Raw genomic sequence first — 14,197 nt, 5'->3', positions numbered from 1 at the left:
GGAGAAGATCATGCCCAGCTATGCCGCCCCTGTCCGTGATACCCGCTTCGTGCTCGATCATGTCGTCGGGCTGGACCGCTACGCCAACCTCCCCGGTTTCGAAAATGCCACGCCCGACCTGGTGGAGGCGATCCTGACCGAAGGCGGCAAGATGGCGGCCGAAGTCCTCTTCCCCCTGAACGCGGTGGGCGACAAGGAAGGCTGCACCCGTCATCCGGACGGCAGCGTGACGACGCCGACCGGGTTCAAGGCGGCGTTCGACCAGTTTGTCGAGGGCGGCTGGACGACGATCCACGGCCCCGTCGAATTTGGCGGCCAGGGGCTGCCCACCGTGCTGGCGACCGCAGTCGACGAATATGTGCTGTCGGCCAACCAGGCGTTCGAAATGTATCATGGGCTGACCGCGGGCGCGGTCGCGGCGCTGATCGCCAAGGGCAGCGACGAACTGCAACAGCGCTACATTCCCAACATGGTGTCGGGCAAATGGACCGGCACGATGAACCTGACCGAACCGCATTGCGGCACGGACCTGGGCCTCATCAAGACCAGGGCGCTGCCGCAGGCCGATGGCAGCTATGCGATCACCGGCACCAAGATCTTCATTTCGGCGGGCGAGCATGACCTGTCGGAAAACATCATCCATCTCGTCCTCGCCAAGACGCCCGACGCGCCCGAAGGCAGCAAGGGCATCTCGCTGTTCGTCGTCCCCAAATTCTTCGTCGGCGAAGACGGGTCGCTCGGCGAACGCAACGCCGTGTCCTGTGGCTCGATCGAGCACAAGATGGGGATTCACGGCAACGCCACCTGCGTCATGAACTATGACGGCGCGACCGGCTGGATCGTGGGCGAAGAGAATAAGGGGCTGGCCGCCATGTTCATCATGATGAACGCGGCGCGGCTGGGCGTGGGCCTCCAGGGGCTGGGCCAGGCGGAGATCGCCTTCCAGAATGCGGTCCATTACGCGAAGGACCGCCGTCAGGGCCGCGCGCTGACCGGGCCGAAGGAACCGGGCGAGAAGGCCGACACGCTGTTCGTCCATCCCGATGTGCGCCGGATGCTGATGGAGGCGAAGGCGATGACCGAAGGGCTGCGCGCGCTCATCCTGTGGACCGCGCTCCAGGTCGACCTGTCGTACCATGCCGGGACCGAGGAAGAACGCCAGGCGGCGGATGACCTGCTCCAACTGCTGACCCCGGTGGTCAAGGGCTATGGCACCGACCGGGGCTTCGACGTGGCGGTCGCCTGCCAGCAGGTGTTCGGCGGCCATGGCTATATCTGGGAAAATGGCGTCGAGCAGTATGTCCGCGACGCCCGCATCGCCCAGATCTACGAAGGCACCAACGGCGTGCAGGCGATGGACCTGGTCGGCCGCAAGCTGCCGATGAACGGCGGCCGCGCGCTGCAATCCTTCCTCAAGATGGTGGGGGAGGAAGTGACGACGGCCAAGGCTGACGAGGTGCTCGCCCCCATCGCCGACGCGCTGGAAAAGGCCAGCGGACAGCTTGGGGCGGCGACCATGTGGCTGATGCAGAACGCCATGAAGAACCCCGAACATGCCGGGGCCGGCGCGCATCACTATATGCACATATTGGGAATCGTCGCGACCGGCCTGATGTGGCTGCGCATGGCGAAGGCCGCGACCACGCTGATCGCGGCGGGACAGGGCGACGCCCAATATCTGGGCGCAAAGCTGGTAACGGCGCGCTTCTTCGCCGAACGGATCATGCCCGATGCCGGATCGCTGCGTCGCAAGATCGAAGGCGGGGCCGACACGCTGATGGCGCTCGATCCGGACCTGTTCCTAGCCGCCTGATCCCCGCATTGCCGCTCATGAAAATGGCTCCCCATGTCGCCATGGGGAGCCATTTTCATGAGCCGGAAAGGCCAGAGCATCGTGCGCGAGCGGGGGACATCAATTCGCGCAAACAGGATGCGATTATCACAAGCCAGGTCGCGCGCCCTGCGCCGGAATGAACCCAGCGCACGTGGCGATTATTCTTCGCCATTATCCTTCACGCCAACCGTCGGCACATCCACGGTCGCTTCCTTGGTCCCGACGACGACTTCCTTCGAATCAACGTCGACCTTCGGAAGATCGCCACCCTGGACGCTCACTTCAGGCATATCGCCGCCACTGACGTCCGCCTTCCAGAAACCGGTAGCGAACAAAATGCCGACAATTGCCAGAATGGCGATCAGGACTATGGCGATTGTTCGACCTGGACCGCGCTTTTCGACAATCACCGTCCGGTCATCATAGCCGTCATTGCGCATATCAACCATCACATCATCCTCACATCATTATGACGCCAGAACGGACGGGCGATGATTTTGGTTCCTGTCCATTTTGCACGGCGACCGGAAGCCTTGCGATGCAGGCGTGGCATGCCGGGACGGGCGATGATCGGCAATGCGCAAAAATCAGGCGGCGAGCGGCAGTTCTTCTTCCATCGGAACCGGCGTCACGTCGTCCGCAACCGGCGCCTGCCCCTTGGCCAGGCCCGCGATATAGCGTTCGGCGGTCAGGACGTCGCGACGATAGGCAAAATAGAGCGAGAGCAGGGAGAACATCGGAAACCTCGGTTGAAAAACTTTGCTGCATTGCAGCATCGCAGCCCATCTGGACTTCAGCGCCCGTTTTCGCAAATGCAATGCGGGCGAAGGCGATTGCAGTTAATGTATCCTCCGTTCCGGGGCGGAAGCGGACTTGGCCTAGCCAGCGGCCCCGGCCGCCGTTAGCATCCGCTCATGCAAGCCACCGACACCGCCGCGGGCGCATCCCGCACTTTGGGCTTTGCCGCCTGCATCGCGCTGGTCATGGGCAACATGATCGGATCGGGCGTCTTCCTGCTGCCCGCCAGCCTGGCGCCCTTCGGTTGGGACGCAGTGGCGGGATGGGCCTTCACCATTGCCGGGTCGCTGGTGCTGGCCTTCGTCATCGCGCGGCTGACCGTCGCCATGCCCGACGCCAATGCGGCGCAGATGATCGCGCGCGCCTATGGCCCGCTGGCCGGCTTCGCGATCGGCTGGATCTACTGGCTGTCGATCATCATCACCAATGTCACCATCGCCGTCGCCGCGACCGCGAACCTGAGCAGCATCCTGCCTGCATTGGCGAAACCCGGCGTCGGGGCGCTCTGTTCGATCGGCTTTCTCTGGGCGATGACCGGCATCAACCTGATCGGCGCGCGCGCCGCGGGCGTGACGCAGATCGCCACGACGCTGCTCAAGCTCGTGCCGATCGCCGTCGTGCTGGTCCTGCTCATCCTGATCCTGGGCAGCGGCCGGGCGGAGGTGACGCCCTTCCCCGCGCAAGGGCTGACCGGCGCGGGCATCACCGCATCCGCCGCGCTGACATTATGGGCCTTGCTCGGCTTCGAGTCCGCGAGCGTCGCTGCCGACAAGGTGCGCGATCCCGCCCGCACCATCCCGCGCGCGACGTTGATCGGCACGGCCGCGACCGGCCTCATCTATCTGCTGGTCTGCTCGGGCATCGCGCTTACCCTTCCGGCCGCGGAAACCCAGACCGGATCGCCTTTCGGCGCGTTCGTCAGCCATTATTGGTCGCCCGGCCCGGCCGGCTTTGTCGCGCTGTTCGTGGTCGTGAGCTGCCTCGGCGCGCTCAACGGCTGGACCCTGTTGCAGGGTGAGGTGCCGCTTGCGATGGCGCGCGCCGGGGAATTGCCGCGCTGGCTGGCGGGCACCGATGCGAGGGGGACGCCGGTGCGCGGACTGATCCTGTCGACCGTGCTGGCCAGCCTGATGCTGGTCGCGAACAGTCTGCAAGGACTGGTGGCGCTGTTCACGGCGATGGCGCTGCTCGCCACCTCCGCGACCCTGTGGCTCTATGTCGGCTGCGCCTTGGCGAGCCTGCGCTTCAGGCTGGTGGTGCCTGCCGCCCTGATCGGATTGGGCTATGCACTCTGGACGCTCTGGGGCGCGGGCGTGGTCGCCAGCGGGTCGAGCGTCCTGCTGATGGCGGCGGGCCTGCCCTTCCACTGGTGGGCGCGGCGAGGGCTAGGCAGGGCGCAGAGCAACTGACCCCTTCCGCTAAAAGAGGACCGTCATCCCCCCGCAGGCGGGAATCCATCTCCTGACCTCATTTCGGAGGAGAGCGTTGGAGATAGATGGCCGCCTGCGCGGGAATGACGAACATGCATGGGATCAATAGCGGATCTCAGGGGAGATTGAATTCAATCCCCCCACATTTCCTTGAGCTTGGAGAAGAAACCCGTCGATTGCGGGCATTCCTCACCCGTCTCCGTCTCGCGAAAGGCTTCGAGCAGTTCCTTTTGCTTGGCCGTCAGCTTGGTCGGCGTCTCGACATCGACCTGGACGACGAGATCGCCCTGCCCTCGGCCGTTCAGCACCGGCATACCGGCGCCGCGCTGGCGGATCTGCTTGCCCGACTGGATGCCGCTCGGGATCTTGATCTCATGCCGGATGCCGTCGAGGCCCGGCACTTCGATCACGCCACCCAAGGCCGCCGTGGTGAAGCTGACGGGCGCGCGGCAGAACAGGGTCGTGCCGTCGCGTTCGAAGATCGAATGACGCTTCACATGCAGGAAGATATAGAGGTCGCCCGAAGGCGCGCCCCGCGCCCCGGCCTCGCCCTCGCCGGACAACCGGATGCGGGTGCCTTCATCGACGCCGGCCGGGATATTGACCGACAGCGTCTTGGGCTTGTCCACCCGCCCTTCGCCCCGGCAGGACCGGCAGGGGCTTTCGATCACCTGGCCCGCGCCATGGCAGGACGGACAGGTCCTCTCGACCACGAAAAAGCCCTGCTGCGCGCGCACCTGGCCATGGCCGCCGCAGGTGCCGCAGCTCTTGACCCCGGTGCCGGGCTGCGCGCCCGATCCGTCGCAACTGTCGCAGGCGGCCGACACCTCGATCTGGATCTCGGTCTGCTTGCCATGATAGGCTTCGTCGAGCGAGATTTCCATGTCGTAGCGGAGGTCCGCGCCGCGGCGCTGCTGCTGGCGCCCGCCGCCCTGGCCGCCGAAACCGGCCTGGCCGAAAATCGTCTCGAAAATATCGCCCAGATCGGAAAAACCGCCCGCGCCGCCCCGGAATCCACCGCCGCCACCGCCACCATTCTGGGCGTTGGTATACGCCGCATGGCCATAACGGTCATAGGCCGCGCGCTTCTGCGGGTCCTTCAGACACTCATAGGCTTCCGACACGGCCTTGAACCGGGCTTCGCTGTCGGTGCAGCCCCCGGTCTTGTCCGGGTGATATTTCATCGCCATCTTGCGATAGGCGCTCTTGATCGTGGCGCTGTCCGCCGTGCGCTCGACTTCGAGCAGCTCGTAATAATCAACTTCGGTAGTCATATCGCCCCCGGCGCGCACGGTCCCCGGCTCCGCCCCGGACGGTCGCGCTGGTCAGAGACCATGACGTCCGCCCGAAGCAAAGTCGAGGAGCGTTTCATCGGGCTTACGCCTTGTTGTCGTCCACTTCCGAGAATTCGGCATCGACGACATCATCGTCGGCCTTGGGCGCGTCGGCGCCCGGAGCGGCGGCCGAAGCCTGCTCCTTCTCGTAGATCGCCTGGCCGAGCTTCATCGCGACCGTGGCGAGTTCCTGCGCCTTAGCCTTCATCGCCTCGGCATCGCCGCCCTCGATCGCGCTCTTGGTCGCAGCGATCGCGGTCTCGATCTCACCCTTCAGCGACGCGTCGACCTTGTCGCCATGTTCGGCCAGCTGGCCTTCGGTGGTGTGGACCAGGCTTTCGGCATTGTTCTTCGCCTCGGCCGCCTCACGCCGCTTCTTGTCCTCTTCGGCGAAGCGCTCGGCATCCTTGACCATCTGGTCGATGTCGGCGTCGCTGAGGCCGCCCGATGCCTGGATGCGGATCTGCTGCTCCTTGCCGGTGCCCTTGTCCTTGGCCGACACGTTGACCAGGCCGTTGGCGTCGATGTCGAAGGTGACTTCGATCTGCGGCACGCCGCGCGGCGCGGGCGGAATGCCGACCAGGTCGAACTGGCCGAGCAGCTTGTTGTCGGCCGCCATTTCACGCTCGCCCTGGAACACGCGGATCGTGACCGCCTGCTGATTATCGTCGGCGGTCGAATAGACCTGCGACTTTTTCGCGGGGATGGTGGTGTTGCGGTCGATCATGCGGGTGAACACGCCACCCAGCGTCTCGATACCCAGCGACAGCGGGGTAACGTCGAGCAGCAGCACGTCCTTGACGTCGCCCTGCAGCACGCCCGCCTGGATCGCCGCGCCCATGGCGACGACTTCATCCGGGTTCACGCCGGTATGCGGTTCCTTGCCGAAAAATTCCTTCACGGCCTCGCGCACCTTGGGCATACGGGTCATGCCGCCCACCAGCACCACTTCGCTGATCTCGCTCGCCGAAACGCCGGCGTCGGCCATCGCCTTCTTGCAGGGTTCCATCGTGCGCTTGATGAGGTCGGCGACCAGACGCTCCAGATCGGCGCGGGTCACGGTCTTCACCAGATGCTTGGGACCATTCTGGTCGGCGGTGATGAAGGGCAGGTTGACTTCGGTCGTCTGCGCCGAGGACAGCTCGATCTTCGCCTTTTCCGCCGATTCCTTCAGGCGCTGGAGCGCCAGCTTGTCCTTGGTGAGGTCGATGCCCTCGGCCTTCTGGAAGTCGGCCGCCAGATATTCCACCAGCTTGGCGTCGAAATCCTCGCCGCCCAGGAAGGTATCGCCGTTGGTCGACTTCACCTCGAACACGCCGTCGCCAATCTCCAGGATGGAGATGTCGAACGTGCCGCCGCCAAGGTCATAGACCGCGATCGTCTTGCCGTCCTGCTTGTCGAGACCATAGGCCAGCGCGGCCGCGGTCGGCTCGTTGATGATGCGCAGCACTTCCAGGCCGGCGATCTGGCCGGCGTCCTTGGTCGCCTGACGCTGGGCGTCGTTGAAATAGGCGGGAACGGTGATGACCGCCTGCGTTACCGTTTCGCCGAGGTAGCTCTCGGCGGTTTCCTTCATCTTCTGCAGGATGAACGCGCTGATCTGCGACGGGCTGTAGTCCTGGCCGCCGGCCTTGACCCAGGCGTCGCCATTGCCGCCCTTGGCGATCGAATAGGGGACGAGTTCCATGTCCTTCTTGGTCATGGGATCATCGAAGCGGCGGCCGATCAGGCGCTTCACCGCGAAGATCGTGTTGTCCGGGTTGGTGACAGCCTGACGCTTGGCCGGCTGGCCGATCAGGCGTTCGCCATCCTTGGCGAAGGCGACGATCGAGGGGGTGGTGCGCGCCCCTTCCGCATTTTCGATGACCTTGGGCTTTCCGCCGTCCATCACAGCGACACAGCTGTTGGTGGTGCCCAGGTCGATCCCGATAACTTTTGCCATCTCTTCCTCTTGTAACCCCAAATATACTCAGCGGTTGACGGCCCCATACCTCACAAAAGCGCCAAGGCAAGGCCGTTTGCACGAGGGATATAGGCGCGCTTTCGCTTGGCACAAGAAGCTGCGGCGATTACCTAGAGCGTTCTGACGCCGACCGGCCCGGCCGGCGACTCGCAGAACGCGGAAAACAAACGAAAACAGGGCGGTCGCCGGAGCAATCGGATCGGCTGCCGCCGGCGGATCGACCGGAAACGAGACAGTCACGGAGTATAGGATGCGCGCGCCCCTTGCCCTTTTCACCCTTGCCGCGCCGCTGCTGCTGCCCCTCGCCCTTGCCGCCTGCGGCGATCCGGCGCCGACCTATGTCGACCAGGCCTGGGTGCGGCTGTCGCCGAACAAGGACATGCCCTCGGCCGGCTATTTCGTGGCGCATGGCGGTGACATGGGCACGCAGTTGCGCGGCGTCATCACCGACTATGCGCTCAAGGTCGAAATGCATGAAAGCCTGACCAGGGACGGCATGACGACGATGGAGCGGATCGAAAGCGTCGACATCCCCGCCAAGGGCAAGGTCGCCTTCGCGCCGGGCGGCAAGCATCTGATGATCTTCGGCGTCAACGACACCGCGATCAGCCGGGGCAAGATGCAGTTCACCTTCCTGATGGCCAATGGCGACCGGCTGCTGGTCGACGCGGTCATCCGCAAGCCGGAGGCCGCCGCCGCGCCCGTTCCAAAGGCCGGCAACGCCCCCGCCCCTTGACCAGCCGCCCGCTCACCCCGCAGGAAGCGGCGCTGGCCGGCTCGGTCTTCGGGCAGGCGATCGACTATGCGCGGGTGCGGGTGCATCATCGCAAATGGTGGCCCTTCCAGCCCAGAGGCGTGACCATGGCGCCTGACGGCGACCTGTGGTTCCATCCCGACAGCGATCTGTTCTGCGCCGACTTCTGCGCCAGTCCACTGCATGTCCAGGGCCATTTCATTCATGAGATGACCCATGTCTGGCAGGCGCAGCGATCGGGCCGCTGGTGGCTTCCGCTGATGCGCCACCCCTTCTGCCGCTATGATTATGCCATCCTGCCCGGCAAACCCTTCCACCGCTACGGCATCGAGCAGCAGGCCGAGATCGTGAAGCACGCATTCCTGCTGCGGCAGGGCGGTCGCGTGGAAGGCAAGCCGGGGCTGGACATCTATGAGGCGCTGTTGCCCTTTGGCCGGTGAAACCGAGGAACGGGCGGAGGAGAGACGGCGCGGCGCAGTTGGACTGGCGCTTGCCCCGAGCGTATCGCGCCGTCGCCTGAAGCCCCAGCGTTAGCCTGCGGCCGCCCTCCGGGTCGCTGGCGCAACGGTCATATGCATGGCCGCTTTCGAGCGGCGTCGCGCCGCGCTTAACCGTATGTCGCTGCCCCCCATGCCTTTTCCTATTGTCGCTGTTTCTATCCTCGCCGATGGTCCCACTGCCTTTCCTGCCGCCTTGCCGTGCGCGCCGTCCCATCCGCACGATGAAGGAAGGGAGGCATCGCAGGCGCGTCGGGAGCGCGTCCGGGCCGAAAAGCCCGGCGACATCGTGAACTTCGCCCGCCCCTCCGCCCACGAAAAAGGGCGGACCCTGCGGCCCGCCCCATCGCATTTCCACCGGTCGGCGCGCTCTTAGTAAACGCGCGCCTTGGGCTTGATATATTCGGCTTCGTCCGTGAGCGTATAGTCGTGGACCGGACGATAATCGAGCGTCACCTTGCCGCCCGATCCGCCCCAGCCTTCGAACCAGCTGACGGTGTGCTTCATCCAGTTGTCGTCGTCGCGGTTCGGGAAATCCTCATGGGCATGGGCGCCGCGCGATTCCTTGCGGTTCTCGGCGCTGACCATGGTGCAGACCGCCTGCGACATGAGATTGTCCAGCTCCAGCGTCTCGATGAGGTCGGTGTTCCAGATCAGCGAGCGGTCGGATACGCCGACATCCTGCATCCGGGCATTGACCTGCGCCATCTTGGTGACGCCCTCGGCCAGCAGCGCGCTGTCGCGGAACACGGCCGCGTGCTTCTGCATGGTGTGCTGCATTTCCAGACGGATCTGCGCCGTGGGCGTGCCGCCCTTGGCATTGCGATATTTGTCGAGGCGCGACAGCGCCAGATCGGCGGCATCGGCCGGAAGCGGCTTGTGCGGCGCGTTTGGCTTGAGCGTTTCCTTGAGGTGCAGACCGGTCGCGCGGCCGAACACGACAAGGTCGATCAGCGAGTTGGAGCCGAGGCGGTTCGCGCCATGAACCGACACGCAGGCCGCTTCGCCGACCGCATAGAGGCCCGGCACCACGACTTCCGGATCGTCGCCGACCTTGGTCACCACCTGGCCATGATAGTTACAGGGGATGCCGCCCATATTGTAATGGACGGTCGGGGTCACGGGCAGCGGCTGACGGGTCAGGTCGACGCCCGCGAAGATCTTGCCGCTTTCGGTGATGCCCGGAAGGCGCTCCGCCAGCACCTTGGGATCGATATGGTCGAGGTGCAGGAAGATATGATCCTTGTTCGGACCCACGCCGCGCCCTTCGCGCATTTCCATCGCCATCGAACGGGACACGACGTCACGCGATGCCAGATCCTTGGCCGAGGGGGCATAGCGCTCCATGAAGCGCTCGCCTTCGGAGTTGGTGAGGTAGCCGCCCTCGCCGCGCGCGCCTTCGGTGATGAGCACGCCCGCGCCGTAGATGCCGGTCGGGTGGAACTGCACGAACTCCAGATCCTGGAGCGGCAGGCCCGCGCGCAGCACCATGCCGCCGCCGTCGCCGGTGCAGCTGTGCGCCGAGGTTGCGGAGAAATAGGCGCGGCCATAGCCGCCCGTCGCCAGCACGACGGCATGGCTGCGGAAGCGATGGATCGAGCCATCCTCCATGCAGATGGCGATGACGCCACGGCACTCGCCATTTTCCATGATGAGGTCGATGGCGAAATATTCGATGTAGAAGTCCGCGTCATACTTCAGCGACTGCTGGTAGAGCGCGTGCAGCATGGCGTGGCCGGTGCGGTCGGCGGCGGCGCAGGTACGCTGCACCGGCGGGCCGGCGCCCATATTCTGCATATGGCCGCCGAAGGGACGCTGGTAGATGGTCCCGTTCTCGTTGCGGCTGAACGGCACGCCGGCATGTTCCAGCTCGATCACGGCCGCCGGCGCTTCGCGCACCATATATTCGATCGCGTCCTGGTCGCCCAGCCAGTCGGACCCCTTGACGGTGTCGTACATGTGCCAGGTCCAGTGATCGGGCGAATTGTTGCCGAGCGACGCCGCGATGCCGCCCTGCGCCGCGACGGTGTGCGACCGGGTCGGAAACAGCTTGGTGATGCAGGCGGTCTTGAGGCCCGCTTCGGCGCTGCCCATGGTCGCGCGCAGGCCGGAGCCGCCCGCGCCCACGACGACGGTGTCATATGTATGGTCGATGATCTTGTAGGCTTCGGTCATTATTCGGCGACCCCCGTGAAGGCGATCTTGGCGATCGCGAAGACGCCCGCGGCCGCGCCGCCAAAGGCATAGAAGTTCAGCAGCAGCATGGAGAAGAAGGCCAGACCCTTGTCATGGACATAATCCTCCAGCATCACCTGCATCCCCAGCCGCAGGTGCAGGAAGATGCTGACCACCATCAGCATCAGTGGCACCGCGACCAGCGGCTTGGCGATCCAGCCAACGACGCTCTCATAATCGAGGCCGGGCAGCGCGATCAGGCTGAAGATCAGCCACAGCACCAGCAGCAGGTTGCCGACGGCGGTGTAGCGCTGCGCCAGCCAGTGGTGCGCGCCGTGCCGCGCGGAGCCAAGGCCACGGACGCGGCCGATACCAGTACCGTTGCCCATCAGAATGCCTTTCCGAAGATATAGAGCCAGACGAGGCCGGTCACGAGCAGCGAGGCGACGAAGGTCGCGATCGACCAGCTCTTGTTGCTCTTGAGTTCATAGCCCGCGCCCATGTCGAGCACGAAGTGCCGGAGGCCCGAAAAGAGATGTTGGAAAAAGAACCAGGTCAGACCGATCATGACCAGATAGCCGACCGGCGACGTCGCGCACTTGACGAAGGTCGCATAGGCTTCCGGCCCGGTCGCGGCGGCCATCAGCCACCAGATGAGGCCGAGCGCGCCCGCAGTCGCCAGGCCGTTGCCCGTCACGCGGTGCATGATGGAGACGGCCATGGCCGGCCCCCATTTCCAGATCGTCAAATGCGGCGAGAGTGGCCGGCTGGTGGATCGCGCCATGTCTACCCTAGTCCCTGAAGCTTGTCCCTGAGTCCCGTCCCCTTAAGAGCGAAGAGGCGAGAGGGCAAGCCGCGTAGGCGCCGCGCAGGAAAAGTGCTGGCGATGGTTGGAATAAGGATCAATTAACCAAAGGGCGCTATTCCTTCCGACCAAAGGTTCGCGCATTTTCGAAGGGCACCCGATTAACATGAAGTCCGCCGAGACATTCCGGATCGTGAACGCCAATAATCTGGCCAATCTCGACCTGACCGACAGCATCGCACCCGACGCGCTGGAAATCCATGCGATGATCCGGGACTCGCTGCCGCTAGTCGCGCAGACCTTCTTCGAAAGCTACGCCGCCGACGCGCAACTGCGCCGGCATCTGAGCGAAAGCGCGCTGCGCAAGATCGAGGCCGAAACCGCCCGTTATATTGAACAGAAGCTCGCCAATTTCTCGGCGGGCGAATGGATCGCCACGGCAACCGATTGCGTGCGCCACGCCAGCAAGCACGGCTTCCCGGTGCAGGCGGTGCTGACCGCGGTGTCCCGATCCAACGAAAAGATCGCCGAACTGGTCTGCGACCGCTGCTGGGACGACAGGCCGCGCTGCCAGCGCCTGTTGCAGGCGATCAACCGCCTGTCCTCCATGGACATCGGCATCATGAGCAATGTGCTGGCACAGGATCTGGCCGAGTCCCAGCGCGCCGAACGGCAACGCTACGGCTCGCTGTTCGAACAACGCATCGTCGGCGAGATCGACGGCGCGTCGAAGCTGGGCGAATCGCTGCGCGAACAGGCGAAGGACGCCTCCGCCGCCACGCGCGGGATGCTGGGCAAGGCGTCAGAAGTCGCCGCCGCCGCCGAACAATCGGCGCTGGCGATGCGCGAAGCCGCCCGCACCTCCGCCGGCCTGATCCGCGCGATCGAAGATGCCCGCACCGAGGTGGAGGGCGCTGCCGATGTCGCCCAGCGCGCCGCGCGCCAGTCGGGCGACGCCGTCACCATGTCCGCCACCCTGTCCGAACATGCCAAGTCGATCGAATCGATCCTGGGCCTGATCCGCGACATTGCGGGCCAGACCAACCTGCTCGCGCTCAACGCCACGATCGAGGCCGCCCGTGCGGGCGATGCGGGTCGCGGCTTCGCGGTGGTCGCGCAGGAGGTGAAGAGCCTGGCCAACCAGACCGCCCGCGCCACCGACGAGATTGCCGGCAAGATCGCCGACATCCAGATGTCGACGCGCCAGTCGGTCGAAACCAACGAGCGCATCCGCGACACGGTGGGCGAAGTGCAGGCGAGCGCCGAACGCATCCGCCACGCCATGGACGCGCAGGCCCAGACCGTCACCATGATCACCGCCGCCGTCGACGAAACAGCGCTCGCCGCCGACTCCATGTCGACCACCATCTCGGCCATCCGCCAGGATACAGAGGTCGTGGCGTCGGAAATCGACCAGTTGGAACGCGGCTTCAAGAGCGTAGAGGACAAGCTTGCCAGCCTGCGCCATGCGTCGTCCGACTTCGGCCGCCAGGTCGCCTGACACAGGCGGCCTGAAGCGTCGTCCCCGCTCGAAACGAAGGACAGACCTGAGCGGCGACGCCCGGATGCTTCCCCTCCTCCCGTCGCTGGTCTAAAGGCGGCGGGATGAACGATGTCGCAAGACCGGCGCAAAGCTGGAAAGTCACCCTGCCCTGCACCCGCGCCGAAGCCGAGGCGCTGGACGGCGATATCGCCGCCTTCGCCCTGATGGATCGCCCTCCGGTCCTGATGACCAGCGAGGCGGAGCCGGACGACGAGGACAAGTGGCAGCTCGACGCCTATTTCGAGGGCAAGCCCGGCCCCGCCGCGATCAAGCTGCTGCGGACGCTGGTGCCCAGCGCCGCCGGGGTGAAGCCGATGGTCGAGCCTTTGCCCGACGAGGATTGGGTGACGCTGAGCCAGCAGGGTCTGGAGCCCGTAACTGCCGGACGTTTCCATGTCCGCAACCTTGCAAGCGACCCGGAACGCCCCGGCCATGCAAACCTGCTGATCGAAGCGAGCCGCGCCTTCGGCACCGGCCAGCATGAAACCACCGCCGGCTGCCTGATGATGCTCGACCGGATGCGCCATGTGGGGATGCGCGCGCGCAACGTTGCCGACATCGGTACGGGCACCGGGCTGCTGGCCTTCGCCGCGCTGCATCTTTGGCCCCATGCCCATGCTATCGCGTCAGACATCGATCCGGTCGCTGTGGAGATCAGCGCCGACAATGCCCGCGCCAATGGGGTGGCGCTGGGCCACGGGGCCGGTCAGCTTGCCCTCGTCACCGCCGCCGGCGCGGACCATCCGGCGCTGTTCGGCCGAGCGCCCTACGACCTGCTGATCGCCAATATCCTCGCCGGGCCATTGATCGAACTGGCGCCGGCCCTGTGCGCGCTGGTCGAGGATGGCGGGACGATCATCCTAGCAGGGCTATTGAAGGAACAGGCCGACGCCGTGCTCGCCGCCTATCGCGCGGAAGGTATGCGCCTCGCCGAACGCAGCGACCGTGGCGACTGGCCCACGCTGCGCCTGCGCAAGCGTCCCCGAATCGGCTGGAGGCGCCCCCGCCGCCTCAATGCCGCGGCGCGCGGCGAAGCGCCAGGTTTCGGCAGCATCTAGACAGCG

Annotated in this window: 13 protein-coding genes; 6 read left to right on the top strand and 7 right to left on the bottom strand. The window is 65.3% G+C overall.

All coding sequences use genetic code 11. The annotated features are described in order from the left end of the window. Positions 1–10: 10 nt before the first annotated feature. Entirely contained in the window at positions 11–1,813 is a 1,803-nt protein-coding gene (locus K3M67_RS02540; protein ID WP_285832162.1) for an acyl-CoA dehydrogenase C-terminal domain-containing protein, read from the top strand. Positions 1,814–1,992: 179 nt separating this feature from the next. On the opposite strand, the gene K3M67_RS02535 is transcribed toward K3M67_RS02540, so the two are convergent. Together K3M67_RS02535 and K3M67_RS02530 are read right to left on the bottom strand one after the other, a co-directional pair. Further along, positions 1,993–2,283, bottom strand: a complete 291-nt coding sequence (locus K3M67_RS02535; protein ID WP_066860004.1) for a hypothetical protein — start codon at positions 2,281–2,283, stop codon at positions 1,993–1,995. A gap of 138 nt (positions 2,284–2,421) precedes the next feature. Next, positions 2,422–2,571 carry a hypothetical protein gene (locus tag K3M67_RS02530; RefSeq protein ID WP_198162933.1) on the bottom strand — a complete coding sequence of 50 codons (150 nt, stop codon included), beginning with the start codon at positions 2,569–2,571 and terminating at the stop codon, positions 2,422–2,424. 177 nt (positions 2,572–2,748) lie between these two features. Between K3M67_RS02530 and K3M67_RS02525 the strand changes: the two genes are divergently transcribed. Continuing rightward, entirely contained in the window at positions 2,749–4,041 is a 1,293-nt protein-coding gene (locus K3M67_RS02525; RefSeq protein ID WP_285832161.1) for an amino acid permease, read from the top strand. A gap of 152 nt (positions 4,042–4,193) precedes the next feature. Here K3M67_RS02525 and dnaJ read toward each other — a convergent pair whose 3' ends face one another. Both dnaJ and dnaK read right to left on the bottom strand, forming a co-directional pair. Then, positions 4,194–5,336 (bottom strand): molecular chaperone DnaJ, encoded by a 1,143-nt coding sequence (dnaJ, locus tag K3M67_RS02520; RefSeq protein ID WP_066860010.1) that lies wholly within the window; start codon positions 5,334–5,336, stop codon positions 4,194–4,196. Positions 5,337–5,439: 103 nt separating this feature from the next. Then, positions 5,440–7,338: a molecular chaperone DnaK gene (dnaK, locus tag K3M67_RS02515; RefSeq protein ID WP_066860012.1), complete on the bottom strand. Its 1,899-nt coding sequence runs from the start codon at positions 7,336–7,338 to the stop codon at positions 5,440–5,442. Positions 7,339–7,609: 271 nt separating this feature from the next. Here dnaK and K3M67_RS02510 point away from each other — a divergent pair, with 271 nt between their 5' ends. Continuing rightward, positions 7,610–8,095 carry a copper chaperone PCu(A)C gene (locus K3M67_RS02510; protein WP_066860015.1) on the top strand — a complete coding sequence of 162 codons (486 nt, stop codon included), beginning with the start codon at positions 7,610–7,612 and terminating at the stop codon, positions 8,093–8,095. Next, complete coding sequence (locus tag K3M67_RS02505) at positions 8,092–8,553, top strand: vgr related protein (RefSeq protein ID WP_066860018.1); 462 nt, start codon at positions 8,092–8,094, stop codon at positions 8,551–8,553. The genes K3M67_RS02510 and K3M67_RS02505 overlap by 4 nt, the downstream gene beginning before the upstream one ends. A gap of 429 nt (positions 8,554–8,982) precedes the next feature. On the opposite strand, the gene sdhA is transcribed toward K3M67_RS02505, so the two are convergent. Genes sdhA through sdhC form a run of 3 tightly spaced genes read right to left on the bottom strand, consistent with a single transcriptional unit; the run spans position 8,983 to position 11,569 of the window. Continuing rightward, positions 8,983–10,785 carry a succinate dehydrogenase flavoprotein subunit gene (gene sdhA / locus K3M67_RS02500; RefSeq protein WP_066860021.1) on the bottom strand — a complete coding sequence of 601 codons (1,803 nt, stop codon included), beginning with the start codon at positions 10,783–10,785 and terminating at the stop codon, positions 8,983–8,985. Beyond that, on the bottom strand, positions 10,785–11,174 hold the full coding sequence (gene sdhD / locus K3M67_RS02495; RefSeq protein WP_066860024.1) for a succinate dehydrogenase, hydrophobic membrane anchor protein: 390 nt from the start codon (positions 11,172–11,174) through the stop codon (positions 10,785–10,787). Before sdhD ends, sdhA begins: the two co-directional genes overlap by 1 nt. Further along, complete coding sequence (sdhC, locus tag K3M67_RS02490; RefSeq protein ID WP_066860027.1) at positions 11,174–11,569, bottom strand: succinate dehydrogenase, cytochrome b556 subunit; 396 nt, start codon at positions 11,567–11,569, stop codon at positions 11,174–11,176. Before sdhC ends, sdhD begins: the two co-directional genes overlap by 1 nt. Positions 11,570–11,756: 187 nt before the next feature. Here sdhC and K3M67_RS02485 point away from each other — a divergent pair, with 187 nt between their 5' ends. Continuing rightward, positions 11,757–13,091: a methyl-accepting chemotaxis protein gene (locus tag K3M67_RS02485; RefSeq protein ID WP_066860030.1), complete on the top strand. Its 1,335-nt coding sequence runs from the start codon at positions 11,757–11,759 to the stop codon at positions 13,089–13,091. Positions 13,092–13,195: 104 nt separating this feature from the next. Then, positions 13,196–14,191 carry a 50S ribosomal protein L11 methyltransferase gene (locus K3M67_RS02480; protein WP_066860033.1) on the top strand — a complete coding sequence of 332 codons (996 nt, stop codon included), beginning with the start codon at positions 13,196–13,198 and terminating at the stop codon, positions 14,189–14,191. Positions 14,192–14,197 lie beyond the last annotated feature (6 nt).

Origin of the sequence: Sphingobium sp. V4 (assembly GCF_029590555.1) — a bacterium.
GTDB lineage: Bacteria > Pseudomonadota > Alphaproteobacteria > Sphingomonadales > Sphingomonadaceae > Sphingobium.
Note: the sequence above shows the minus strand (reverse complement) of the source record. Positions and strands in the feature narration are given on the sequence as shown.